The following is a 22,675-nucleotide window of genomic DNA, read 5'->3' on the forward strand; positions in this document are numbered from 1 at the left end:
GGTGGCCTGGCCGGGGTTGACCCCAAAGGCCTGGTCCACCAGTGCATCACCCATAAGAAGAGACCAGGAGAGTGTAAATGAGCCAACAACCGATCGGCGTGGTCGGCGCCGGCACCATGGGCCAGGGCATCGCCCAGGTGCTGGTGACCAGCGGTTTCGACGTCAAGCTCTATGACGTGTCGGACGATCAGCTGGGCCGTGCCAGGGCAGCCATCGACAAGGGGCTCGCCAAGCTGGTGGCCAAGGACAAGATGGGCGAGGGCGACCGCGAGGCGGCCCTTTCGCGCCTGGACACCACCACCGCGCTGGACGCGCTTCGCGACTGCGAGGTGATCATCGAGGCCGCCCCCGAGCAGCCGGCGCTCAAGGAGAAGCTGTTCGGGGACCTGAGTCGCCTGACCCACGAGGCGATACTCGCCTCCAACACCTCCTCGCTGTCGCTGACGCGTCTGGCCGCCGTCTGCGAGCGCCCCGAGCGGGTGGTGGGCATGCACTTCTTCAACCCGGTGCCGGTGTTGAAGCTCGTCGAGGTGATCCGCGCCGAGCAGACCAGTGACGCCACCGTGGCGCGCATCGAGGCCCTGGCCGAGTCGCTCGGCAAGACCGCCGTGCCGGTGGGCGACTCCCCGGGCTTCGCGGTGAATCGCCTGTTGGTGCCGATGATCAACGAGGCGGCCTTCCTGGTGCAGGAGGGCGCGGCCACCCCCGAGGCCATCGACCAGGCCATGAAGCTGGGGGCCGCCCATCCCCTGGGGCCGCTGGCGCTCGCCGACCTGATCGGCCTGGACGTCTGCCTGGCGATCATGGAGGTGCTGCAGGAGGGCTTCGGCGATCCCAAGTACCGGCCCTGCCCGCTGCTCAAGCGCATGGTCGCCGCCGGCTACCTGGGAAGGAAGAGTGGGCGCGGGTTCCACGTCTACGAATGACGGGCGCGGGGCTTTCCCGGTGACAGGCTCCGGAACGCCAGGCCGTCGAGGAGGCGCTATGGATACTTCCCTGTACGCTACCTCGGCCATCCCTGGTCCTCGGAGCTCCTCTTCGAACTGTCCCCGGCGCCCCTTTCGTCACGGGTGACCAGCCCCGACAAAAGAGGGGATTGCCGCCCAACCAAGCGTTCGCTAGGGTTGGGCGGTCTTTATTGAATAACAACGCCAGGAGTTACCCCATGAGCGATACACTGATCGAGGTCGCCGACACTGCCGGCGTCGTGCGCCTGACCATCAGCCGCCCCAAGGCGCTGAATGCCCTGAACAGCGCCGTGCTGACCGAGCTGGACGGCGTGCTTTCCGACCTGGAGCAGCGCGACGACCTGCGCGCCGTGCTGATCACCGGGGCCGGCGAGAAGTCCTTCGTCGCCGGCGCCGACATCGCCGAGATGCGCGACAAGACTCCGGAGCAGGCCCGCGCCTTCGCCGGCCAGGCGCTGAAGACCATCAAGCGCCTCGAGACCCTGCCGGTCCCGGTGGTCGCCCTGGTCAACGGCTTCTGCCTCGGCGGCGGCTGCGAGCTGGCCCTGGCCTGCGACTGGGCGGTGGCGAGCGACAACGCCATCTTCGGCCAGCCCGAGGTGCTGCTCGGCGTGATTCCCGGCTTCGGCGGCACCCAGCGCCTGCCGCGACGCGTCGGTCCGGCCATGGCCATCGACCTGGTGACCACCGGGCGCAAGATCGATGCCCATGAGGCCCTGCGCATCGGCCTGGTCAACCGCGTGATGCCCCAGGCCGATCTCGAGGCCTACGTCGAGGAGCTCACCAAGCAGCTCCGCGGCAACGGCCCCGAGGCGGTGCGTGGCGCCAAGCAGGCGGTGCACGACGGCATGGACCAGGACCTGGACAGCGCCCTGGCGCTGGAGACCAGCCTGTTCGCGCTGTGCTTCGCCGGCGAGGAGCAGACCGAGGGCATGAGCGCCTTCGTCGAGAAGCGCAAGCCGAACTTCTGAACGCCCCGGCCGCCGTTCCCCTGCGGCGGTCATGCGGTGGCCGCAGGGTCTGCGTCTCACCGAGGGTCCTCACCTGGACCCTCGGACCTCGCGGGCAGCTTGGTGGGTGACGGGCTATGGTGATGGTTCGGGACCGCAGTTAAACCACGCCCGGGAGTCAATCGCCATGAGATCCTTGTTGCTGTCCGCCCTTCTACTTGCCACGCCGCTCTGGGCCCAGGCCGCCTGGCAACTGAGCGAAGATCAGTCCTCCGTCAACTACGTATCCACCAAGAACAACGCCGTCGGTGAGATCAACACCTTCGGCAAGGTGTCCGGCGCTATCGATGCGCAGGAGAGCCGAGTGGTCATCGACCTCTCGAGCGTCGATACCGGCATCGATATCCGCAACGAGCGCATGCAGAAGATGCTGTTCGAGACCGAGGCCTTCGGCGAGGCGGTGGTGACCGTTCCGCTGGGCGAGGAGGCCCTGTCGGACCTGGCGGTGGGCGAGCTTCGCCGCGACACCACCACCCTGAGCCTGACGCTTCACGGCGAGACTCTCGAGCTGCCGGCCGACATGCAGGTGGTGCGCCTCGACGAGTCGACCCTGTTGATCCACTCGGTGTCCCCCGTGATCGTCTCGGCCGGGGATTTCGGCCTGGGCGAGGGCGTCGAGGCCCTGCGCGAGGTGGCCGGGCTCTCTTCCATCAGCTCGGCGGTGCCGGTGACCTTCAGCCTCGTGTTCACGCAGTGAGCTCGCGTCGACAGGCATCGCCACCGAGTTTTTCTCCTTTCTGACCCTCGCGTCGACGACAGGAACAGGACGGCCGTGGCCCATGCGCCACGGCCGTCTTGCGCTCGGGATAGACTTATGGATAATCGCGTCCGCAAACGTTTGCGTCCTACGCTGAAGCTCATTATCGCGATAACTCGCCTGGATGTGCCATGAAACGCCAAGGCCTGCTCAATGCCCCCCTCGCCAAGCTCATCGCCGAACTTGGCCACACCGACACCCTCGTGATCGCCGATGCCGGGCTGCCGATCCCGCCGGGCGTGCCCCGCGTCGACCTGGCGCTGCGTCCCGGCCTGCCCGGCTTCCTCGAGGTGTTCGACGCCCTGTCCGACGAGCTCTGCGTGGAGGGGGCGACCCTGGCCAGCGAGATCCTCGAGGCGAGCCCCGAGCTGCACGGGCAGATCGAGGCGCGCCTCGCTGCCCTGGAGGCGCGGGACGGTGTCACGCTGGAGCGCACCCTGGTCGCCCATGAGGAGTTCAAGCGCCTGATCCCCTCGGCGCGGGCCGTGGTCCGCACCGGCGAGTGCACGCCCTTCGCCAACGTCGTGTTGCGCAGCGGGGTGCCGTTTTGAGCCCCGTGAAGCAGCCGATCGAGGCCGCGCAGCCGCGCATGGCGCTGCAGGGGATCGGCAAGTCGTTCGGCACGGTCACCGTGCTGGAGGACGTCGACCTGGATCTCCATGCCGGCCACGTGCTGGCGCTGGCCGGCGAGAACGGGGCCGGCAAGTCGACTCTGATGAAGGTGCTGAGCGGCGTCCACCAGGCCGACGCTGGGGTGATCCGCCTGCACGGCCGCGAGGTTCGCTTCGCCACCCCGCGCCAGGCCATGGACGCGGGCATCGCCATCATCCACCAGGAGCTCAACCTGGTGCCGACCCTGTCGGCGGGCGAGAACATCTTCCTGGGGCGCGAGCCCCTGACCGCCCTGGGGCGCATCGACTGGCGCCGCCTGTTCCGCGAGGCGGCCGCGCTGCTCGAGGAGCTGGAGCAGCCTATCGATCCGCGCACGCCGGTCTCGCGGCTGAGCATCGGCCAGCAGCAGATGGTGGAGATCGCCCGGGCGCTCTCCCTGGATGCCGAGATCATCGTCATGGACGAGCCCACGGACGCGCTGACGGACGTCGAGACCGCCGTGCTCGAGCGGGTGGTGAGCAGCCTGCGGGCCGCCGGCAAGTCGCTGGTGCTGATCACCCACCGGCTAGCCGAGATCTTTCGCATGTGCGACGACGTGGCCGTGCTGCGCGACGGCCGCCTGGTGCACCAGGGCCCCACGGCCGAGTCCAACGAGGACCGGCTGATCCAGCAGATGGTGGGGCGGGAGCTGGCCGACCGCTACCCCTACGAGGCCCCCCGGGCGGGCGAGGTGGTGCTCGAGGTCGAGAACCTCGTGGCGCCGGGGGTCCAGGACATCTCCTTCTCGGCACGAGCCGGCGAGGTGCTGGGCTTCGGCGGCCTGATGGGCGCCGGGCGCACCGAGATGTGCCGGGCCCTGTGCGGCGACGTGCCCCGTCAGGCCGGCCGGGTGAGGGTCCACGGCCGGGAGGTGCAGTTCACCTCGCCCCAGCAGAGCCTGAAGGCCGGCCTGGTCTATGTCCCCGAGGACCGCAAGCAGTCGGGCCTGGTACTCGACCACTCGGTGGCCGACAACATGTCCCTCACCGCGCTGCCGGCCTTCTGCGGCCCGCTCGGCATCATCCGCCATGCCCGCGAGCGGTCGGCCATCGCCCACTATATCGACGCCTTCCGCATCAAGCTGAGCGACCCCGACCAGCCCGCCCAGACCCTCTCCGGCGGCAACCAGCAGAAGGTCTCGCTGGCCAAGGCGCTGATGCCCGAGCCGGAGATCGTCATCCTCGACGAGCCCACCCGCGGCGTCGATGTCGGCGCCAAGCGCGAGATCTACCTGCTGATCAACCGGCTCAAGCGCGAGGGCAAGTGCGTCCTGCTGATCTCCTCCGAGATGCCGGAGCTGATCGGCCTGTCCGACCGCATCCTCGTGCTGGCCAACGGGCACGTCAGCGGCGAGTTCCAGCGTGACGACGCTACCCAGGAAAAGATCATGACCGCGGCGGCCCACGTCGCCACGCCGATGGAGACCTGACACCATGCCTGCTACCACCATGAACCGATCGGCGATGCGACTGCTGATCGACAACAAGGCCTTCCTGGCCCTCGTGCTCCTGGTCGCGGTCAGTGCCGCCATGAGCGACAACTTCCTGACCCCGGACAACCTGCTCAACGTCCTTCGGCAGACCAGCATCAACGCCATCATCGCCATGGGCGTGACCTTCGTGATCCTGACCGCCGGCATCGACCTGTCGGTGGGCGCCGTGCTGGCCCTGACCGGAGCCTTCGCCGCCTCGATGACCGCCTCGGGGCTGGCGCCCTGGCTCAGCGTGCCCGGTGCCCTCGTCGCCGGGGCGGCGCTGGGCATGGTGTCGGGGATGTTCGTGGCCTTCGGCCGGATCCAGGCGTTCGTGGTCACCCTGGTCGCCATGACCGTCGTCAGGGGCGCCGCCCTGGTCTACACCGATGGCCGGCCGATCTCGATCGGCGGCGGGGACGTCGCCGACACCTTCTGGCAGCTCGGCGGCGGCTACTGGATGGGGATCCCCATTCCCATCTACCTGATGTTCTTCGTGTTCGTGCTGTGCTGGAGCGTGCTGCACCACACCCGCTTCGGCCGTCACGTCTATGCCGTCGGGGGCAATGAGCAGGTCGCCCGGCTGTCGGGCATCAACGTCAACCGCATCAAGGTCAGCGTCTACGCCATCGCCGGGGCCTGCGCCGCCCTGGCCGGCGTGGTGCTGACGGCCCGCCTCGGCTCGGCCCAGCCCAATGCCGGCATGACCTACGAGCTGGACGCCATCGCCGCCGTGGTCATCGGCGGCACCAGCCTGATGGGCGGGCGAGGCCGCATCTTCGGGACCCTGGTGGGGGCGCTGGTCATCGGCGTGCTCAACAATGCCCTGAACATCCTCGGCGTCTCGTCCTATTTCCAGATGATCGCCAAGGGGGCGGTCATCCTGCTGGCGGTGCTGATCGACAGCCGCTCGCAGTCCTCGTCCTGAGCTCGCCCCGAGCCCGGACATCCACAACAAGACCTCAGGAGCCTTGCCACATGAAAAAGCTGATCCTGGCCACCGCCGTGGCTGCCGGAGTGGGCCTCGGAACGGCCCAGAGCGCCATGGCCGACCGTATCGCCCTGGTCATCTCGACGCTCAACAACCCCTTCTTCGTGACCCTCCAGGAAGGGGCCCAGTCCCAGGCGGAGGAGCTCGGCCACGAGCTGATCGTCCTCGATTCGGGCAACGACGCCGCGCGCGAGCTCTCCAACGTCGAGGATGCCTTGGCGCGTGACATCGACGTGCTGCTGATCAACCCCACCGACTCCGATGCCGTCGCCTCGAGCGTTCGCACCGCCAACGCCCAGGACGTGCCGGTCATCACCCTGGATCGCAGCGCCAACGGCGGCAGCGTGGTCTCCCACATCGCCTCCGACAACGTCGCGGGCGGCCAGCTGGCCGGCGAGTTCATCATCGAGCGGCTCGGCGGCGAGGGCCAGGTCGTGCAGCTCGAGGGCGTGCCCGGGGCCTCGGCCACGCGCAACCGCGGGGAAGGCTTCATGACCGCCATCGAGGCCGCCGACGGCATCGAGCTGGTGGCCACCCAGCCGGCCAACTTCAACCGCAGCGAGGGCCTCAACGTCATGGAGAACCTGCTGCAGGCCCACCAGGGCATCGACGCGGTGTTCGCCCAGAACGACGAGATGGCCCTCGGCGCCCAGCGCGCGCTGCAGGCGAGCGGCCTGGAGGATGTCGTCCTGGTCGGCTTCGACGGCACCGATGACGGCATCCAGGCCGTCAACGACGGCAAGATGGCCGCCACCATCGCCCAGCAGCCGGCGCGCATCGGCGAGCTCGGCGTGATCACCGCCGACCGCGTGATCAAGGGCGAGAGCGTGGACGAGAACGTCCCGGTTCCCCTCCAGCTGGTGACTCAGGAGTAATCCCCACAGGGCCATGATTCGCCTCAAGGACGTCGCCAGGCAATCGGGCGTCTCGGTCACCACCGTGTCGCACGTGGTCAACGGCACGCGGCGCGTTGCCCCCGATACCGAGGATCGGGTGCGGCGCGCCATCGCCGAGCTGGGCTACCGCCCCGACAGCATCGCCCGGGCCCTGAAGTCGAACCGCAGCCGCACGATCGGGATGATCGTGACGGCCGCCAACAACCCCTTCTTCGCCGAGGTCATCCGCGGTGTCGAGGACAACTGCTTCGCCCAGGGCTACAGCCTGATGCTGTGCAACACCGGCGATACGGACACCCGGCAGCTGACCTACCTGCAGGCCCTGCGCGACAAGCGCGTCGACGGCCTGATCGTGATGACCGCCCACAGCGGTCCCGACTTCCTTCAGGCGCTGGCCCGCCAGCCCCTGCCGACCGTGCTGATGGATGCCGCCCCGCCCGGCGGCGACGACATCGCCGTGGTCAACGACGATTCGTGCCTGGGCGCCCGCCTGGCCATCGACCACCTGCTGGAACGCGGGCTCGAGGACATCGCCCTGCTGACCGGGCCGGTGTCCCACCCCCGGTCGGCGGAGCGCCTGGCCGGCGCCCTGGCCGCGCTCGAGGCCGCCGGCCTCCGGCCGCCCGCGTCGCGCATCGTCGCCACCAACCTGCTCGCCGACGGCGGCTACGACGCCATGCGGCAGCTGCTCGAGCGGCGTCCCACCCCGCAGGCGATTTTCGCCTTCAACGACCTGGTCGCCATCGGCGCCATGCGCGCGGCCCGCGAACAGGGCCTCACGCTGCCCGATGACCTCTCCGTGGTGGGCTACGACGATATCGAGCTGGGCCGCTATCTCAGCCCGGCCCTGACCACCGTGCAGCAGCCCATCTACGAGATCGGCGCCATGGCGAGCGCCCAGCTCATCGAGCGCCTGGAGCATCGCCGGCCCCTGCAGCGGCTCCTGGAGCTTGCCCCCCGCCTGGTGGTGCGAGAGTCGGTGCGAGAGTCGGTGAGAGATCCGGTGCGCGCGTCCGTCAGGGGCGCTGCCGACTGAGGCCCCGCCGCCGCAGGCGCTCCACCAGCGCGTCCATCCGCGAGACATGGCTGCCGTGCCAGAACAGCTGGCCGCAGTCCTGGCACTCGAGGAACGCCTCCACGTAGCGCCGCGTCAGCGGCTCGAGGCGGTGGGCCACAGCCGCCTTCTCGACCCTCGCCAGCCGGCCGTTGCAGCGCGTACAGCGGGTGAAGGGGGCAAAGGCCGGGTAGAGGTCGAACTCGTCGCAGACCTCCTCGACCTGCCGCCAGGGATCCTCGTGTCGCACGAGGTGGGCGAGTTGGATGCGCTTTCGCTTCAGCAGGGGGCGGTCGCGGGTCAGCACCACGCGATCCTCCTGCTCGGCGATGGCGGCCAGCTCGGCATCGCCGATGTCGTTGCGGTAGCGGCAGTCGAAGCCGAGCAGGCGCAGGTAGCGGGCCAGCCGGCCCAGGTGGGCATCCAGCACGAAGCGCGGGCACGCCGGGGGAACAGGGCGCAGGTGACGCGCCTCCCGGGGGGCGATGGGCCAGGGGTAGACGTCGACTCGCTCGCCGCCGGCCAGGATGTGCTCGAAGCCCACCGAGAGGCCATCGACCAGGATGGCGTCGACTTCGGTGTGGGGCACGCCCAGCGACTCGATCACGTCCTTGATGGCGGCCCGTCGCGACACCTCATGGGCGAGCGCCCTGCCGCGCCGGGGCGGCGGCAGGAGGTCGTTCAACCGGTCATGGAAACGGATCTCGGCGGCGGCCATGGCGTCTCCTGACCGCGGGGCCTGTCCCTGCTCATTCTAGGCTACACGTCTGAGCTACACGTCCGGGCCACCTGCCGGCGGCTCAGCCGGATCATGCGGGTGGCGATGGCGGTGCCCGCCAGGGTGATCGCCATGCCGGCCAGGATCTGCAGGCTGAGCCGCTCGTCGAGCAGCAGGTGGCCCCACAGCAGGGCGCTGACCGGCACCAGGAAGGTGACGGTGGAGGTCGCCGTGGCGCCGGCGCTGGCGATCAGGCCGAAGTAGAGCAGGAAGGCCAGCGCGGTGCTGAGCACCGCCAGCGCCAGGCCGTTGCCCCAGGCCAGGCCGCTGATCGGCGCCTCGGGCCACAGCACCAGGCCCGGCACCAGCAGGATCAGCGCCGAGGCGGCAGTGCTGCCCGCGGCCAGCACCCGCACTGGCAGGTGCGAGAGGTGCCTCCTGGTGTAGTTGCCGGCCACGCCGTAGCAGAAGGTCGCCCCCAGCACGGCGAGGATGAACCAGCCGTCGCCGCCCAGCGCGAAGTCCAGCCGGTCGGCCGAGAGCACGTAGACCCCGAACAGCGCCATGGCCAGTCCCAGGTACTGCCGGCGCTGCACCGGGGTGGCGAAGAACAGCGCCCCGAGCAGCGCCGTGAAGATCGGCGTGGAGGCGTTGATCAGGGAGGTGAAGCCCGCCTCCAGGCGGGTGGTGGCCAGCGCCAGCAGCGAGAAGGGCAGCACATGGTTGATCAGTCCCAGCAGCAGCAGCCGGCCCGCGTGCTCCCGCACCAGGCGGAGGTAGCGCACGCTGAGCAGCAGCGGCACCAGCAGCAGGGCCCCGACGCCCATGCGCAGCAGGATCAGCGGCACGGGCCCGAACTCGGGCACTGCCACCCGCATGAAGATGAACGACATCCCCCACAGGGTGGAGAGCAGGATCAGGCGCAGGGTGTCGGCCGCTGACATTCGATATCCTTGAAGTGAAGGGCAATGGGCGCAAACAAGATCATGAAAACAGAAGGTTACGGTGATTGCAGGCAAAGAGGAAGTGGCCCTGGCCGAGGCCGCTCATCGACCGCCCGGGCGAGGGACCCGCGCCAGGAGTTCCTCGGTACACCGTGGGGCAGGCGTGACACCTGCGTCATCGCACCCCGTGTTCAGGACCCTGGCCGGGGCGTAACATGGCCCGCCTCATGGAACCGATTTTCGGAACATCCCCTCGCCGGGTCGATGCCGGGTGCGCACCAGGCGGTGCTCGCGCGATGACACCGCGCGGCCCGATGAGCCGGTACACCCCCTCTCGGCGACCGGAGCGGGAAGAGTGATCGACCTTATTCAACAATTTGATCCTGTCACCCAGGCGTTGATCGCCACACTCTTCACCTGGGGTGTCACTGCGGCAGGCGCGGCGCTGGTGTTTTTCACGAGTACCGTGAATCAAAGGTTCATGGATTCAATGCTTGGCTTTGCCGCGGGTGTGATGATTGCCGCCAGTTTCTGGTCGCTTCTCGCCCCCGGTATTCAAATGGCTGAACGGTTGGGGCAAATCCCCTGGCTGACCGCCGTCATAGGCTTCATGGGAGGCGGGATCTTCATGCGGGTGACGGACAGGTTCCTGCCACACCTTCATCCCGGGCTCAGCATGGATAAACGTGAAGGGGTAAAGACGAGATGGCAACGCAGCACCCTGCTGGTACTGGCCATTACCCTGCACAATATTCCTGAGGGTCTCGCCGTAGGTGTTGCCTTCGGAGCGGTGGCGGCGGATCTTCCCTCCGCCACGATCGGGGGGGCCATGGCGTTGGCCATCGGTATCGGGATTCAGAACTTCCCCGAAGGCACGGCGGTGGCCATGCCCTTGAGAAGAGAAGGCATGAGCAAGCGGAAAAGTTTCTTCATGGGGCAGGCGTCCGGCATCGTCGAGCCGATCGCTGGGGTTATCGGAGCCCTGTTTGTATTGAAGATGCAGGGTATCCTGCCCTATGCACTGTGTTTTGCCGCCGGCGCCATGATCTTCGTCGTGGTGGAAGAACTCATCCCGGAATCCCAGGGCAGATATGAGAATATCGATCTGGTAACCATGGCTACCATGGCCGGTTTCTCGGTCATGATGATACTGGATGTGTCCTTGGGATAATGTGTATTGCGGTGACGAACCCTTCAGCCAGCGGGTAGTCTTAAAGAGAGTGGAATCCAGCCGGCAAGGCTTTAGCCAACTCCCTTATATCTACAAGTATTCTTAGTCATCTGACTACTGCCCGGTTCAATGCGGACCGGGTCGATGGATGTTGTACCCCTTGCTGGTAAACTTGCCTCACGCGTGAGGCTTACGGAGAGACGATGGAAACAGAGCTGAGTGAATTCGAACAGGTGATGCGCCGCGAGATCGAGGACTTCATGGGCCCCGACAAGGGTGGCGCGACGCGCAGCCCCAAGCGCAGTTCTCCGAGGGCCGCCGCCCCCTCCGCCGCACCGGCCCCCAGGGCGGAGCGCAGCAAGGCCGCCGGCGCGCCGAAGGCCGGCCTTCGGGTCAGGCTGGCGGTTCGCACCAAGCCGCTGGAGATGGATTCCGTGTTCGAGCACGTTTCCTCCAGCATCTCGAAGGTCGAGGCCCAGCTCGAGGCCGAGAAGGCCGCCAGGGAAGCGGGCTACCCGATCATCGGCTACGTGATCGACACCGAGCGACTGTAAGGCCCCCCGCCAAGCGCAAGACGATCCGACCAACGCGGCATGGTGGATGCAGGCCCGTGTGCCGCTATCCTGTGGGCTCCCGCCTCCAACCCCTGCGAGGAACATGGCGATGACGGAGATCGTGAAGGAATCGACCCTGACCTGCCCGGCATGCGGCCATCGCAAGACCGAGACGATGCCCACCGATGCCTGCCAGTATTTCTACGAGTGCGAGCAGTGCCACCGCCTGCTGAAGCCCCAGCCGGGCGACTGCTGCGTCTTCTGCTCCTACGGCGACGTCCCCTGTCCGCCGATCCAGCAGGGGTCGGGCTGCTGCTGAGGTGGCCAGGTCCTGAGCGGAACGTCGCGTTGACGCGTGCACCCGCCGGCACTGTCCCCGGTGGCGGCGAGGCGGCATGATGCGGGAATCCACCCGCGCGAGGAGTGCCCCGTGAAGATCACCCAGCTTGCCATCTACCCCGTGAAGTCGCTGCGCGGCATTTCCCTCGACCGCGCCGAGGTGACCGAGCGTGGCCTGGCCCACGACCGCCAGTGGATGGTGGTCGACGACATCGGCCGTTTCGTCACCCAGCGCCAGCTACCCCGCATGGCGCGGATCGCCGTGCGCCTCAGCGACGAGTCACTGGTGCTGGAGCACCCCGAGGCCTCGCCGCTGCATGTCCCGCTCGGCCGCGAGGACCAGCCCCGGCTGCCGGTCCACGTCTGGGACGACCAGTGCCAGGCCCTGGACGAGGGCGCCGAGGCGGCCGAGTGGCTCGGCGCCGTGCTGGGAGACTTCAAGGGCAGCGGGCTGCGGCTGGTGCGCTTCGCCCCCGACCAGCGTCGCGGCGTCGAGACCCAGTTCCTGGCGCCCGGCGAGCAGGCCCACACGGCCTTCGCCGATGGCTACCCCTTCCTGGTGGTCTCCGAGGCCTCGCTCGCCGAGGTCAACCGGGTGCTTCAGGCCAAGGGGCTCGCCCCGGTGCCCATGACGCGCTTCCGGCCCAGCATCGTGGTGGACGCCGCCGAGCCCTTCGCCGAGAACGGCTGGGGCGAGCTGGTCCTCCAGGAGGGCGCGGTCCGGCTGGGCCTGCGCAAGCCCTGCCAGCGCTGCAAGATCACCACCGTCGACCAGGCGACCGGCCAGATCGCCGTGCCCGGCGAGCCGCTGGGCACCCTGGTGCAGATGAACACCCGCCTGGCCCCCGGCGGCTACTTCGGCCAGAACGCCATCCTTCTGGCGGGCGCGGGCAGGACGATCGCCGTCGGCGAGCCGGCGGCGTCTACCCCGCGCTGACCCGCCGGCGTTTACCCTGCGCTGACCCGCCGGGCCGCGGCACGTTTCCTGGATCGGGGTCGGACTATACTTCGGAAAAGGGCGGGGGAGCGGGGCGCTGCCCGACGCCGCCCGACGTGCCCCCTCACACTCGTACCGGCCCCGGCCCGTTCCTTACCGTGCTCCCGGGTGATCCTCTTCCCTCATGCGCCGTCGCTCCTGTCGTCGTCGTGCCGCAGGGGGCACCAGAGGATGGTCGACGGCAGAGGAGGTGCGTGATGAACGACGATCAGATGACTCAGGAGATCGAGGCGGCTCGTGCCTACGAGGCGCTCTTCGTGTCCTCGCTGTTCCGGCAGTGGCCCTCGCGGCTGCTCGACAAGGCGCGGGTCGCGAGCGGGGACCGTGTCCTCGACGTGGCCTGCGGCACGGGGGTGCTCGCCCGCGAGGCGTTGACCCGGGTCGCGCCCTCCGGCCTGGTGGTCGGCCTGGACGCGATGGCGGGCATGCTCGAGGTGGCGCGCGAGCTCGCGCCGGGGGTCGTCTGGCGCCAGGGCGACGCGCAGCGGCTGCCCTTCGAGGCAGAGGCGTTCGATGCGGTGCTGAGCCAGTTCGGCCTCATGTTCTTCCCGGACAAGCCGGCGGCGCTGCGCGAGATGCATCGCGTGTTGGTGCCGTCGGGGCGACTGGCGGTGGCCGTGTTCGACGGCCTGGACCGCAACGCCACCTTCGCTCGCGAAGTGGCCTTGCTGGAGCGGATCGCAGGGGAGGCCGCGGCCGAGGCGCTGCGGGCCCCCTTCGTCCTCGGCGACGCGGAAGCGTTGGCGCGCATGGCCCGCGAGGCGGGCATGGAAGCGGTCGAGGTGACTACCCTGACGGGGACGGCCGACTTCCCTGGCATCGGCGACCTGCTCGAGGCGGACCTGCGCGTCTGGCTGCCGTTCATGGGGGTGAGCCTCGATGAGGCCACCATCCAGGAAGTGCTCGCCCGGGCCCAGGAGGAACTGGCCGATGTCATCGACCCGCGCGGCCGCGCGGTGTTCGAGGTATCGGTTCACCTGCTGATCGGCCGCCGCGGCTGAGGGCCGGCGTCTGCACGACGCGTCCCCGCTGGAGACTCGAGGAACCGCACGACGGAGGTGACACATGCTGGGAGCCATCGCCGGCGACATCATCGGCTCGGTCCACGAGGGGGCGGGCACCAAGACCCGCGACTTTCCCCTGTTCACGCCCGAGAGCACCTTCACCGACGACACCGTGCTGAGCGTGGCGGTGGCGGAGGTGCTGCTCGAGGGCGGCGACTTCGCCGAGGCCTTCCACGACTACTACCACCGCTACCCGGAGGCCGGCTTCGGCGGGCATTTCCGCCAGTGGGCGATGAGCGACGACCGTCGCCCCTACCACAGCCTCGCCAACGGCTCGGCCATGCGGGTCAGCCCCGTGGGGTTCGCCGCCGCCTCCCTGGACGAGGCGCTGACGCTTGCCCGACGCAGCGCCGAGGTCACCCATGACCACCCCGAGGGCATCCGCGGTGCCCAGGCCGTGGCCGCCGTCATCTTCCTGGCTCGTCAGGGCGCCTCGCGGCTCGAGATCCTCACCGAGATCGAGGAGCTCTTCGATTACGACCTCTCGCCGTGCCTGGAAGACATCCGCCCCGGCTACCGCTTCGACGTGACCTGCCGGGGCTCGGTGCCCCAGGCCATCATCGCCTTCCTGGAGGCGGACGGCGTCGAGGAGGCCATCCGCAACGCCGTCTCGCTGGGCGGGGATGCCGACACCCTGGCCTGCATGGCGGGCGGCATGGCGGAAGCCTTCCATGGCGGCGTGCCGGCCCCGATCGCCGAGGAGACCCTGGCGAGGCTCGACCCCGACCTGCGGGCGGTCGTCGAGGCCTTCCGAGCGCGCCACCGCCTCGACTGAGCCCTTACCCGACCCCGATGCCGGTTGATTCGCACGGCCTGCTTCAAGCAGGCCACCTCCCCATGCCCGCTTCGGCTTTGCATCGAGGCCCTGCGAGCGGCTGAGGTCGGTCAATCTTTTGAACCAGAGCTCTACGATCTTTTTATTAGTCGCCGTTGATACAACCCGAAGCCATCTTTGCTAACGTAGAGTGATTCGATTTTCGCAGGGATGGCGACGGATATCCCGCAACGGCCAGGATGGCAGCCCCTTGTGCGCCTTCCTGGCGGTAGCGTGCCCCGGAATCTGGAGTGGCGGCCCAGGCTCGTCAGTTCACGGCCTATAAGGCGAAGGGCTGATTACGACCCAAAGCAGCCATTCCGGCAAAGGCAGCATGCTCGTTCATCCTTGTTATGCGGCATGCGCGGTGACTGGTGTTATGTAGCCGAGATGTTCTTAATATTTATGAATTTTAATGGGTTAGGAGGAGGGTGACGTGCAGTACAACATTGTTGAACTTGCATGCGCGTTCATCCGATATCAGACTGTACGCTCTAATACCTGTTAGAGCTAACAAGAGTCTCGCCTGATGCAATCAGTTATTAAGCACACAATTTATGTTTTTCTGGTTGTTTTTGCGCTTACGGCATTAGCTAGCTTGGGAGCACTGATTTACCTTTGGTATTCGGGAGCAAATGGATCTGGAGTAGCCGATCTTCCCTATCTCAAGTGGTTACTTGGGATAGTTATTGCTGAAGTTGTTGGGGTTGTGGTTCTGATTGCCAAGAAAGGGATTAAATATTTGCCTGAAGTAGAAGTGAACAAAACAGAGGTAGAAACCCTAGAGTTTATGAAGAGATTCATAGATTCAGGGAGTTCTGTGGCAATTGTTAGCAATCGCGTAGCTTGGCTTCGGAAGTCAGAACCCATAAAAGACGCTATTACACAAATGGCACGAAATGGAACCTCATTGGAGATCATCACTCCGAATGAAGTGTCCCTGGGTATTCGTGAACCATTAAGCGAAGCTGGCGTTGTTTTCTATATAACGGGCGAAGAGATACCTCCGGAAGCTCGCTTTACCCTCGTCGATGGGCATCGAAGCGGAGCGGAAAAGCTGGCCATTGCCCGTGGCGGTCATCCCGATCACGAAATTACTATCTTTGATAACAGCTCAGGCCCACAAATTATTGCAATGGCAAAAGACATCGTTCGGAAATCTAAGGCACTTTCTAATGCCTCGTAGATGGTGTGAGGCTGCTGAACTTAGGCGAAAACAGATCGAATCCAACATCGATCTAACTTTCGTGGAAGTCTTCAAACCGCTTTTTGTGGAGTGGGTTTGTGGCCTCAAACCAAATCGAGTCATCGAAATTGGAGCGGGTACCGGGCATTTGTCCAAGGCATTGTCGAATCAGTCGTTCTCGGTGACTGCGATAGAGCCGTCGCCGGGAATGCATAAAGTGGCTAGTGAGGTGTTGGCTGGGGAAAACGTAGAACTTTTGAACTGCTCGTCGTTTGACTTATCCTCTAGTCGGTCATATGACGTAGCTTTTTCACATTTGGTTGCACATGTAGTTGAGGATCTTTTCGGATACTTAGAGTCAGTTTTTGTCTGTCTCTCTAAAGGTGGGCATTTTGTTTTCTCGATTCCTCACCCCTGTTTCTATAACTCATATAAAAACCTCTTTGGCGGTGACTACAATTACATGACTCCGATGAGCAAAGAGATTTCGTTCTCAATTACAAAAGATCCAAATAACAAAGTATCTGGTGTTCCATATCACCACAGACCATTATCTACATATATCAACGGGATTTTGGAAGCAGGCTTCGCTATCGACAGTTTCCACGAAACCTACCCACAGTGGGAAGTTCAATTGAAATATGGAAAGCCTTGGGATAACCCTCGGTACTGTGCATTTTTCTGTAAAAAACTCTAACAAGGTGGTCAACGGGACGCCCACTATACTACGCTGCGCTTCGTTGTCGCCCATTACCACTGGCGTTAGCGGGGAAAAGATGAATACCCTCTATCACTACACAAGCCTTAGCGGCATCCTTGGGATACTGCGAAGCCGTAGTATCTGGGCGACGCATGCCTCGTATCTGAATGATTCGAGCGAGTTCTTCCACGGTCTTGATTTTGCGAAAAACTTGGCCGGTGGCATTTATATGGAGGACGACTACTTGGCGGCGTTTGGGTGGGCAGTACGCCATGGTTTGGAGGCGGTCTCCGCTGACGATATCTACATTGCATCTTTCAGTCAAAAGGCGGATCTCCTCAGTCAGTGGCGAGGCTATTGCCCAGCTGGCGCAGGGCTTTGTTTAGGGTTCGAGTTTGACCAACTTAAGGAGTTCTGCAGAGCCAGAGGGTACCGGTTGGAGCAGTGCATCTACGAGCACGGTCATCAGGTTCAACACGTTGAGAAGATCGTGACCCAATGCCTAGAGCGGTTTCCTAAGCCTGCCCTGTCCCGGAGCGAATATGAAAAGCTAGACTCCAAAGGTAAGGTAAATGCAGAAATCGACTATAGCCTTAGTACGTCTGAAGGACCAGACAAGCCGAAGGCTGATGCCGCGCTCGACTGGCTTTTCGCCGAGATCACTGAGCTTGCGCCACTCTTCAAGAATGAAGGATTTCATGAGGAGTCAGAGTGGCGCATTGTAGCAAAGGAGCCACGGGAGCCCGTGCAGTTTCGGGCAAGTCCGTCTTATCTGGCTCCGTACGTAGAACTCGGGGTGCTCTCCGGCGCTGGAGTGTCCGCGCTGCGTGAAGTTATAGTAGGTCCCAATCCCAATCAGCCTCGTTGTGAATCGTCAATCAGGATGCTATTGGATTCGTTAGGACTCGAAGACGTCGAGGTAAAAACGTCTCCTTTGCCATTTAATAGTTGGTGATGCCGCTAACAAGGCCAGGCACGGCGACGGCTTTTTCGTTGCGGCTTCGCCTCCACTATAGAGCCGCGCGTGCTGGCGGCGTTTAGAGGGCAAGACACATGCAGCTAATCCGCGCCACTGTCGATCTTCTTGAGATCACTGCCGTGTTCCTGCTCGCAGTCGAGGCCATAAAGATCCATAACCTCTCGTGGGTGCGAACTCGAGCTCTCAAGCCACTTCTCGCCTACATAAACCCAACTGTCGAGTTCGTCGAAGACTATCCACCAGGTGCAACCTTCGTCGAGCGACATGCTGGCAATCTGTTCTTTCTCGGAATCTACCTGTTTGGGTGGCCGGTACTTATTATCGGAGTCGGGGCCTTCGATGTTTCGCTGTCGTCGTTGGTCACACACACCGTTGCGGGCTGGCTCCTCAGCATTCTTGGAGTGGTCTTTGCACCACTGTTGGCAGGTGGGATCATATACACGGCACTTGTAAGCATTGTCGACCAGTGCATCCGTGGGCTTAGTTGGGTAGAAGCACATACGCATTCTGGCGTCGTCGGCCTACTTGGGTTTGTGCTCTACCTGATTCAGTTTGCAACTCGCCGTGCACTTGCCCTCTAACCAGCGCTTGCAGCCGACGGTCCTCGCGGCGTGCGCTCGTCCCGTGGCTGAAGCGCGACGTTAGGCACTGGGGAGTCATGGCCTGGTCGAATCGTAATGTCCGAGTCTAGTAGGACCTTGCTCACCAAAATCTCTATCCTGCTAATTCAGGCAATCGGACCACGGTAGGAGGCGCTAGTTGAATTCCTCAGGCAAGAAGGGCTATGTAAAGCCACCAGTAAATCCTCACCAAGAGCCTTACGTGGATGAGCTCAATAGCCTGTTTGAATCACTCCACGAACACGATGACCGAGGCCTGGTCCTGACCATAGCAGCTTTCGCCGAGGATACATTGGAGCTTCTATTACTTAACTACCTTCGTGAGCCAAAACAAGCTAAAGAGCTGGTCAACTGCTTCAATGCGCCACTCGGGACATTCTCCGCGAGAATCAAAGCCGCCTATGTGCTTGGTTTGGTACGAAAGGATGGCTATCAGACATTGGAAATACTTAGGAAGATTCGGAATAGGTTCGCCCATAATTGGGATGGCGTATCGCTCGATAGGCAGGATATCGAAAGTCTTATTAATCAGTTTTCACCCTCTCGATGGGAAGAGTACGGGGCGGGAGAAAGAGAGACTGGCAAGGCCTCAGGCCGGGGACGACTGATAGAAAAAGTCTCTGACGTTTTGATTGACCTGCGCATGCTCGCCAAAACTCTGAACAAGGACGGGATAAAGGCACCGCTGGTAATGGGAGAGATGAAGCCAGTTAGCGTAGAGTTCGTGGAGGTTGAGCAATTTCCAGATGAGTCATCGTAGGGCTCTTCATGGACGATTCATTCCAGCGTGGTCAGCAAACAAGCCGCCGCTGGGCATGCTTAACAAGTGCAGGTTGCCGGACAGGTACTACGCTGCGCTTCGCACCTGCTGCAAATGCAAGCGTTATATCAGCATGATCGCAACGTCTGCTTCTGTCCGGTTGCTGTCCTCCCCACGCCGACATCCACGTTCCTTCGATAAAGACATGTTGGCACGTTGCCCGACGATCAGGAGGCTAGCCGCCACCCCATCGCGTCGACGAACCCGCCACCCCAACAAAAGGGCCCGCGATAATCGCGGGCCCTTTTCGTTGGGGTGGCGTGGGCGTCCTATTCGGCGCCGGCCGCCGTCTGGAAGTTCGCCCAGGCGTGGTGATAGAGCACACCCGCGTAGCCGTTGCGCTGCATGACCTTGAGGATCTTCGCCGGATTGTTCTCTTCCAGGGCCTTGTGCAATTTCGCCCGCTGCTCGTCATCGAGGTCTTCGTACCAGTGGAAGGGTGCGCCCTGCGCGTTGCCGTCCTCGGCCCTGCGTAGCAGGTCGATCTCGATGCGCCCGCCATGGCGATACAGGATGTCGTACCCCTCCTGCAGCTCGTTAGACGGCACATCGCTGGGTCGCTCGAGGCCTTCCAGCACGTTGTAGTAGTAATAGCTCAGCGGTTGCATGTGGCTCCTCCTCCGGGGGGTTGGCCATGGATCCATCCCTGGCGTGCTCTCCTGGTTTCATCCTGCCTCAGCCATGGCGAGAAGCTCAATGGAAAAATGCACGGTGTCGGTGCGCCTGCGACCCCCGGTCGCGGTAGTGTGCCGACGGCCCGATGGCCCCCAGGCGCAGGAGCGCCATCGGGCGGGATCACTTCTCGAAGATATCCGGCCAGTGGGCGTCGGCGGCCTCGATGAAGCCGGGAATGTCGCGCTCCCAGCGCCACTGGATGAAGCGGCTGTAGTTCAGGTAGAGCTTGTCGTCGACGATCTTCCACGCCTCGGGCACCGTCGAGGCGGCCTCCCCACGGGCCGCGGCCCAGGCGCACCAGCCGCCATACTGCGGGGCATAGGCCTCGGGGTCGGCCGCGAAGCGGTCGCGATGCTCGGCCGAGGCGAACTGCCAGGTGGCATCACCCCACTCCAGCTGATAGTCGGGCGAGCCTTCCACCGGCCGGCCCTCGGTGAAGTAGGCCACCGGGTCCGTGCCGCCGATGGCAAGGCCCTCGCGCGTGAAGATGCGCCCGTCGGCCATGGCCCCCAGCGACCAGGCCAGCCCGGCCACCAGGACGGCGGCCCTCCACCAATTCATACGTTTCATGATCTGCCTCCTCTCGACCCTGCGGTCACAGGGCTCTGTCGGGCCATGGCCTCCGGCCTTACAGGCGCCATGGCCCGTCCGCGAGGGGCGCGAGAGGGTGCTTCCAGGAAATGGAATGCATTTCCAGATGTTGCCGTTCTGGGCTATCATAGGGGCCCGATTCCCTGTCCTGGAGCCTTTCCATGAGCTTTACCGTCTACCTCTCCGGCGAGATCCACACCGACTGGCGCGACGAGATCAAGCGCGGCGCCGAGGCCGCCGGACTCGACGTCGTCTTCACCGCCCCGGTCACCGATCACGACGCCAGCGATGCCGCCGGCGACCACCTGGGCGAGACCCCCAGCCAGTTCTGGCGCGACCACCAGTCGTCCAAGGTGAACGCCATCCGCACCAAGACCCTGATCGAGCAGAGCGATCTCGTGGTGGTGCGCTTCGGCGACCAGTACAAGCAGTGGAATGCCGCCTTCGATGCCGGCTACTGCGCCGCGCTGGGCAAGCCCTACGTCACCCTGCACGGCGAGTCGATCATCCACCCGCTGAAGGAGGTCGATGCGGCGGCCATGGCCTGGGCCACCACCACCGATCAGGTGGTCGAGATCCTGCGCTACGTCCTCAAGGCCTGAGGCCGGGACACCAGCGCCCGCGGTCGGCGGCAGGCTCCCTGGCCGACCGCGGGCGCTGTGCTAGCTTGAAGGGAACCGGCAGCCTCCCTGCCGCTCGCCCCGCGAGGTGATCCTTCATGCTGTTCATTACCAACCGTTTTCCCACCCAGAGCATCCGCACCCGGGTGGATCGCCCCTTCAACTTCGATCTCAAGAACAACGCGGCCAGCAACTCCGTCTACTACTGCGAGGAGGTCGGGGAGGGGCAGTACGAGGAGGTCGGCAGCAAGGCCTTCCTGCGGCGCCTCAAGGAGGCCAATGCCCGCCAGGTGCTGATCTACATCCACGGCTTCGCCAACATGCCCGATGACGTGCTCCGCGCGACCCGCGAGTTCCAGGCCCTCTGCGATGCCAGCGAGCCCGGCGAGGTGTTGGTGGTGCCGCTGATCTGGCCGTGCGACAACGACCTGGGCATCGTGAAGGACTACTGGGACGACCAGGAGTCGGCCGACCTGAGCGCCTTCTCCTTCGCCCGGGTGCTGCAGCGCTTCCTGGACTGGCGGGAGGGCGACCAGTACGAGGCGGCCCCCACCCCCTGCCTCAAGCGCATCAACGTGCTGGCCCACTCCATGGGCAACCGGGTGCTGAGGGAGACGCTGCGGCTGTGGCGCAAGTACTACCTGCCGGGCGGCGTGCCGCTGCTGTTTCGCAACACCTTCCTGATCGCCGCGGATATCGTCAACGAATCCCTGGAGGAGGGGCACTCCGGCGAGCCCATCACCCACGCCTCGCGCAACGTCACCGTCTACTTCGCCTCCGACGACCTGGCCCTGCGCGCCAGCAAGGCCTCGAACCTGCGCAATCGCATTGCTTCCCGTCGCCTCGGCCACTCCGGACCGGAGGACATGTCGAAGGTGGCGCGCAACGTCTTCGCCGTGGACTGCGACGACGTCAACACCCGCTACGACTTCCCCAAGGGGCACTCCTACTTCCGCTCGGGCGAGGTCTACGGCGAGCCCGGGGTGGTGTTCCTGCACCTGTTCGGCGCGCTGCGCAGCGGCCGCGTCTTCCCCGAGGACGAGACGCGTCGCATGACCATCCTGCGTGACTGAGCCCTGTTTTGAGACCTGTTTTGAGCCCGGGGCCTAGCCCCGGGTCGAGTCCCGGGGCGGGGTTCGGTTGCTGAGAGTTCTGCCGCTCAGAGCTTGGCCGCCTGCACGTGCATCCAGTCGAAGTTGCGCGTGCGGCCGAGGCTGACCCAGCCCTCTTCCTCCCAGATCTTCCACCAGGTGTCGTATTCCGGCTGGGCCAGACGGGCGCGGTCGCGCCCCCACTTGAGCCTGTTGTGAGAGGGATCCCAGTCGATGGCGATGCCCCAGGCATGGGTCGACCAGGAGGTGCCGCCCCGCTTGCGCCGCTTGTTGTAGCAGCCGCCGTAGCGGTGAAGCCCCATCTCCCTGAGCTGCTCGGGGCCGTAGTGATCGTTCACTCGCGTGAGGATGCGCGACAGGCTGTCGGCCACCATCTCGTGACAGCCGATCCCGCTCGGGTGGGTGCCGAGGTCCCAGGCGAGGCAGAGCTGCCAGGGGCAGGGGACCACCACCATCGGCGGCTTGCGGGTCGGTGAACCCAGCGCCTCCTTGAGCTCCGCTTCCCGGTACCAGCCGTTGGGATTGGCATCCAGCGGCTCCTGGTCGCGCCAGGGGGCGGGCGGCTTGCCGGTCTCCTGGATGGTGGCCAGTACCTCGGTGGCATGGTCGGTCTGGGGGCCCCACAGGCCGTCGATGGGGCCGACCTCGATCTTGCGCAGCCGGCAGGCGACCTGCAGGCAGGCGACGGCGCGCCGCTTGTCGCTCCAGGCGTCGGCCCCCGCCGGCAGCAGGTCGGCATGGGCCTTGAGGGTGGTCTTCATCGCGGCGAGGGTCTTCGGGCCGCGAAGGCCGTCGATCTTGCCCTGGTAGCTGCCGCTCTCCTTGAGGAACCGCTGAAGGGTCCGGACGTCTGTCCTGTTCATGTCGTCATACCCCCGACGCAGGCATCGTCGCTGCAGCCCCCGTGGCCGCGGCGTTCCCTTGCAGTCTAGAGGCTTGGCAGGACACCGCCAGGCACCCGGTGACGGTACAC

General features: G+C 64.9%; 26 protein-coding genes. 21 read left to right on the forward strand and 5 right to left on the reverse strand.

Going from position 1 to position 22,675, the window contains the following annotated elements; all coding sequences use genetic code 11:
- Nucleotides 1–77: 77 nt before the first annotated feature.
- The 8 genes from BOX17_RS12370 to BOX17_RS12405 all read left to right on the forward strand — a co-directional run bounded on the left by BOX17_RS12370 (nucleotide 78) and on the right by BOX17_RS12405 (nucleotide 7,780).
- A complete protein-coding gene (locus BOX17_RS12370; protein ID WP_071944992.1) occupies nucleotides 78–926 on the forward strand; it encodes a 3-hydroxybutyryl-CoA dehydrogenase in 849 nt (282 codons plus the stop codon).
- Nucleotides 927–1,165: 239 nt separating this feature from the next.
- Nucleotides 1,166–1,939 (forward strand): enoyl-CoA hydratase-related protein, encoded by a 774-nt coding sequence (locus BOX17_RS12375; protein WP_071944994.1) that lies wholly within the window; start codon nucleotides 1,166–1,168, stop codon nucleotides 1,937–1,939.
- 166 nt (nucleotides 1,940–2,105) lie between these two features.
- On the forward strand, nucleotides 2,106–2,675 hold the full coding sequence (locus tag BOX17_RS12380) for a YceI family protein (RefSeq protein ID WP_071944996.1): 570 nt from the start codon (nucleotides 2,106–2,108) through the stop codon (nucleotides 2,673–2,675).
- Nucleotides 2,676–2,866: 191 nt separating this feature from the next.
- A complete protein-coding gene (rbsD, locus tag BOX17_RS12385) occupies nucleotides 2,867–3,286 on the forward strand; it encodes a D-ribose pyranase (RefSeq protein ID WP_071944998.1) in 420 nt (139 codons plus the stop codon).
- A 5-nt stretch (nucleotides 3,287–3,291) separates the two neighbouring features.
- Complete coding sequence (locus BOX17_RS12390; RefSeq protein ID WP_244272138.1) at nucleotides 3,292–4,815, forward strand: sugar ABC transporter ATP-binding protein; 1,524 nt, start codon at nucleotides 3,292–3,294, stop codon at nucleotides 4,813–4,815.
- Between the two features lie 4 nt (nucleotides 4,816–4,819).
- Nucleotides 4,820–5,785 (forward strand): ribose ABC transporter permease, encoded by a 966-nt coding sequence (gene rbsC / locus BOX17_RS12395; protein WP_071945000.1) that lies wholly within the window; start codon nucleotides 4,820–4,822, stop codon nucleotides 5,783–5,785.
- A 50-nt stretch (nucleotides 5,786–5,835) separates the two neighbouring features.
- Nucleotides 5,836–6,723: a ribose ABC transporter substrate-binding protein RbsB gene (rbsB, locus tag BOX17_RS12400; RefSeq protein ID WP_071945002.1), complete on the forward strand. Its 888-nt coding sequence runs from the start codon at nucleotides 5,836–5,838 to the stop codon at nucleotides 6,721–6,723.
- Between the two features lie 13 nt (nucleotides 6,724–6,736).
- Nucleotides 6,737–7,780 (forward strand): LacI family DNA-binding transcriptional regulator, encoded by a 1,044-nt coding sequence (locus tag BOX17_RS12405; RefSeq protein ID WP_071945004.1) that lies wholly within the window; start codon nucleotides 6,737–6,739, stop codon nucleotides 7,778–7,780.
- Here BOX17_RS12405 and BOX17_RS12410 read toward each other — a convergent pair.
- Together BOX17_RS12410 and BOX17_RS12415 are read right to left on the reverse strand one after the other, a co-directional pair.
- On the reverse strand, nucleotides 7,761–8,516 hold the full coding sequence (locus tag BOX17_RS12410; protein ID WP_071945006.1) for a Mut7-C RNAse domain-containing protein: 756 nt from the start codon (nucleotides 8,514–8,516) through the stop codon (nucleotides 7,761–7,763). The two genes, BOX17_RS12405 and BOX17_RS12410, sit on opposite strands and share 20 nt — an antisense overlap.
- A 41-nt stretch (nucleotides 8,517–8,557) precedes the next feature.
- Complete coding sequence (locus BOX17_RS12415; protein WP_071945008.1) at nucleotides 8,558–9,460, reverse strand: DMT family transporter; 903 nt, start codon at nucleotides 9,458–9,460, stop codon at nucleotides 8,558–8,560.
- A gap of 355 nt (nucleotides 9,461–9,815) precedes the next feature.
- Between BOX17_RS12415 and BOX17_RS12420 the strand changes: the two genes are divergently transcribed.
- The 11 genes from BOX17_RS12420 to BOX17_RS16845 all read left to right on the forward strand — a co-directional run bounded on the left by BOX17_RS12420 (nucleotide 9,816) and on the right by BOX17_RS16845 (nucleotide 18,644).
- A complete protein-coding gene (locus tag BOX17_RS12420; protein WP_071945010.1) occupies nucleotides 9,816–10,631 on the forward strand; it encodes a ZIP family metal transporter in 816 nt (271 codons plus the stop codon).
- Between the two features lie 203 nt (nucleotides 10,632–10,834).
- Nucleotides 10,835–11,185: a hypothetical protein gene (locus BOX17_RS12425; protein WP_071945012.1), complete on the forward strand. Its 351-nt coding sequence runs from the start codon at nucleotides 10,835–10,837 to the stop codon at nucleotides 11,183–11,185.
- Between the two features lie 109 nt (nucleotides 11,186–11,294).
- Nucleotides 11,295–11,504 carry a GDCCVxC domain-containing (seleno)protein gene (locus BOX17_RS12430; RefSeq protein WP_071945014.1) on the forward strand — a complete coding sequence of 70 codons (210 nt, stop codon included), beginning with the start codon at nucleotides 11,295–11,297 and terminating at the stop codon, nucleotides 11,502–11,504.
- A 111-nt stretch (nucleotides 11,505–11,615) separates the two neighbouring features.
- Nucleotides 11,616–12,461 (forward strand): MOSC domain-containing protein, encoded by an 846-nt coding sequence (locus tag BOX17_RS12435; RefSeq protein ID WP_071945016.1) that lies wholly within the window; start codon nucleotides 11,616–11,618, stop codon nucleotides 12,459–12,461.
- 257 nt (nucleotides 12,462–12,718) lie between these two features.
- Nucleotides 12,719–13,522, forward strand: a complete 804-nt coding sequence (locus BOX17_RS12440) for a methyltransferase domain-containing protein (protein ID WP_071945018.1) — start codon at nucleotides 12,719–12,721, stop codon at nucleotides 13,520–13,522.
- A 64-nt stretch (nucleotides 13,523–13,586) separates the two neighbouring features.
- Nucleotides 13,587–14,360, forward strand: coding sequence for an ADP-ribosylglycohydrolase family protein (locus BOX17_RS12445; protein ID WP_071945020.1), 774 nt, complete (start codon nucleotides 13,587–13,589; stop codon nucleotides 14,358–14,360).
- Nucleotides 14,361–14,928: 568 nt separating this feature from the next.
- Nucleotides 14,929–15,585: a hypothetical protein gene (locus BOX17_RS12450; protein ID WP_071945022.1), complete on the forward strand. Its 657-nt coding sequence runs from the start codon at nucleotides 14,929–14,931 to the stop codon at nucleotides 15,583–15,585.
- Nucleotides 15,586–15,646: 61 nt separating this feature from the next.
- A complete protein-coding gene (locus BOX17_RS12455; protein WP_244272139.1) occupies nucleotides 15,647–16,282 on the forward strand; it encodes a class I SAM-dependent methyltransferase in 636 nt (211 codons plus the stop codon).
- A 79-nt stretch (nucleotides 16,283–16,361) separates the two neighbouring features.
- Nucleotides 16,362–17,240, forward strand: coding sequence for a DUF2971 domain-containing protein (locus tag BOX17_RS12460; protein ID WP_071945026.1), 879 nt, complete (start codon nucleotides 16,362–16,364; stop codon nucleotides 17,238–17,240).
- A 98-nt stretch (nucleotides 17,241–17,338) separates the two neighbouring features.
- On the forward strand, nucleotides 17,339–17,845 hold the full coding sequence (locus BOX17_RS16840; RefSeq protein ID WP_125925567.1) for a hypothetical protein: 507 nt from the start codon (nucleotides 17,339–17,341) through the stop codon (nucleotides 17,843–17,845).
- Between the two features lie 241 nt (nucleotides 17,846–18,086).
- On the forward strand, nucleotides 18,087–18,644 hold the full coding sequence (locus BOX17_RS16845) for a hypothetical protein (protein WP_125925569.1): 558 nt from the start codon (nucleotides 18,087–18,089) through the stop codon (nucleotides 18,642–18,644).
- Nucleotides 18,645–18,973: 329 nt separating this feature from the next.
- On the opposite strand, the gene BOX17_RS12470 is transcribed toward BOX17_RS16845, so the two are convergent.
- Both BOX17_RS12470 and BOX17_RS12475 read right to left on the reverse strand, forming a co-directional pair.
- Nucleotides 18,974–19,312 carry a hypothetical protein gene (locus tag BOX17_RS12470; protein WP_071945030.1) on the reverse strand — a complete coding sequence of 113 codons (339 nt, stop codon included), beginning with the start codon at nucleotides 19,310–19,312 and terminating at the stop codon, nucleotides 18,974–18,976.
- A gap of 187 nt (nucleotides 19,313–19,499) precedes the next feature.
- On the reverse strand, nucleotides 19,500–19,949 hold the full coding sequence (locus tag BOX17_RS12475) for a YHS domain-containing (seleno)protein (RefSeq protein WP_071945032.1): 450 nt from the start codon (nucleotides 19,947–19,949) through the stop codon (nucleotides 19,500–19,502).
- A gap of 182 nt (nucleotides 19,950–20,131) precedes the next feature.
- Between BOX17_RS12475 and BOX17_RS12480 the strand changes: the two genes are divergently transcribed.
- Together BOX17_RS12480 and BOX17_RS12485 are read left to right on the forward strand one after the other, a co-directional pair.
- Nucleotides 20,132–20,572 carry a YtoQ family protein gene (locus BOX17_RS12480; protein WP_071945034.1) on the forward strand — a complete coding sequence of 147 codons (441 nt, stop codon included), beginning with the start codon at nucleotides 20,132–20,134 and terminating at the stop codon, nucleotides 20,570–20,572.
- A 116-nt stretch (nucleotides 20,573–20,688) separates the two neighbouring features.
- The gene (locus BOX17_RS12485; RefSeq protein WP_071945036.1) at nucleotides 20,689–21,663 is read left to right on the forward strand and encodes an alpha/beta hydrolase; all 975 of its coding nucleotides are present in this window, start codon (nucleotides 20,689–20,691) and stop codon (nucleotides 21,661–21,663) included.
- 86 nt (nucleotides 21,664–21,749) lie between these two features.
- Here the strand turns inward: BOX17_RS12485 and BOX17_RS12490 are convergent, their stop codons facing one another.
- Nucleotides 21,750–22,565, reverse strand: a complete 816-nt coding sequence (locus BOX17_RS12490; RefSeq protein ID WP_071945038.1) for a M15 family metallopeptidase — start codon at nucleotides 22,563–22,565, stop codon at nucleotides 21,750–21,752.
- Nucleotides 22,566–22,675: the final 110 nt, after the last annotated feature.

The sequence above is a fragment of the Halomonas aestuarii genome (genome assembly GCF_001886615.1).
GTDB lineage: Bacteria > Pseudomonadota > Gammaproteobacteria > Pseudomonadales > Halomonadaceae > Halomonas > Halomonas aestuarii.

What these genes read in the sequence shown, in the direction of transcription:
- BOX17_RS12370 (WP_071944992.1), top strand. Translation starts at nt 78, where the DNA reads ATGAGCCAACAACCGATCGGCGTGGTCGGCGCCGGCACCATGGGCCAG.
- BOX17_RS12375 (WP_071944994.1), top strand. Translation starts at nt 1,166, where the DNA reads ATGAGCGATACACTGATCGAGGTCGCCGACACTGCCGGCGTCGTGCGC.
- BOX17_RS12380 (WP_071944996.1), top strand. Translation starts at nt 2,106, where the DNA reads ATGAGATCCTTGTTGCTGTCCGCCCTTCTACTTGCCACGCCGCTCTGG.
- rbsD (WP_071944998.1), top strand. Translation starts at nt 2,867, where the DNA reads ATGAAACGCCAAGGCCTGCTCAATGCCCCCCTCGCCAAGCTCATCGCC.
- rbsC (WP_071945000.1), top strand. Translation starts at nt 4,820, where the DNA reads ATGCCTGCTACCACCATGAACCGATCGGCGATGCGACTGCTGATCGAC.
- rbsB (WP_071945002.1), top strand. Translation starts at nt 5,836, where the DNA reads ATGAAAAAGCTGATCCTGGCCACCGCCGTGGCTGCCGGAGTGGGCCTC.
- BOX17_RS12405 (WP_071945004.1), top strand. Translation starts at nt 6,737, where the DNA reads ATGATTCGCCTCAAGGACGTCGCCAGGCAATCGGGCGTCTCGGTCACC.
- BOX17_RS12410 (WP_071945006.1), bottom strand. Translation starts at nt 8,516, where the DNA reads ATGGCCGCCGCCGAGATCCGTTTCCATGACCGGTTGAACGACCTCCTG.
- BOX17_RS12415 (WP_071945008.1), bottom strand. Translation starts at nt 9,460, where the DNA reads ATGTCAGCGGCCGACACCCTGCGCCTGATCCTGCTCTCCACCCTGTGG.
- BOX17_RS12425 (WP_071945012.1), top strand. Translation starts at nt 10,835, where the DNA reads ATGGAAACAGAGCTGAGTGAATTCGAACAGGTGATGCGCCGCGAGATC.
- BOX17_RS12430 (WP_071945014.1), top strand. Translation starts at nt 11,295, where the DNA reads ATGACGGAGATCGTGAAGGAATCGACCCTGACCTGCCCGGCATGCGGC.
- BOX17_RS12440 (WP_071945018.1), top strand. Translation starts at nt 12,719, where the DNA reads ATGAACGACGATCAGATGACTCAGGAGATCGAGGCGGCTCGTGCCTAC.
- BOX17_RS12445 (WP_071945020.1), top strand. Translation starts at nt 13,587, where the DNA reads ATGCTGGGAGCCATCGCCGGCGACATCATCGGCTCGGTCCACGAGGGG.
- BOX17_RS12450 (WP_071945022.1), top strand. Translation starts at nt 14,929, where the DNA reads ATGCAATCAGTTATTAAGCACACAATTTATGTTTTTCTGGTTGTTTTT.
- BOX17_RS12460 (WP_071945026.1), top strand. Translation starts at nt 16,362, where the DNA reads ATGAATACCCTCTATCACTACACAAGCCTTAGCGGCATCCTTGGGATA.
- BOX17_RS16840 (WP_125925567.1), top strand. Translation starts at nt 17,339, where the DNA reads ATGCAGCTAATCCGCGCCACTGTCGATCTTCTTGAGATCACTGCCGTG.
- BOX17_RS12470 (WP_071945030.1), bottom strand. Translation starts at nt 19,312, where the DNA reads ATGCAACCGCTGAGCTATTACTACTACAACGTGCTGGAAGGCCTCGAG.
- BOX17_RS12475 (WP_071945032.1), bottom strand. Translation starts at nt 19,949, where the DNA reads ATGAAACGTATGAATTGGTGGAGGGCCGCCGTCCTGGTGGCCGGGCTG.
- BOX17_RS12480 (WP_071945034.1), top strand. Translation starts at nt 20,132, where the DNA reads ATGAGCTTTACCGTCTACCTCTCCGGCGAGATCCACACCGACTGGCGC.
- BOX17_RS12485 (WP_071945036.1), top strand. Translation starts at nt 20,689, where the DNA reads ATGCTGTTCATTACCAACCGTTTTCCCACCCAGAGCATCCGCACCCGG.
- BOX17_RS12490 (WP_071945038.1), bottom strand. Translation starts at nt 22,565, where the DNA reads ATGAACAGGACAGACGTCCGGACCCTTCAGCGGTTCCTCAAGGAGAGC.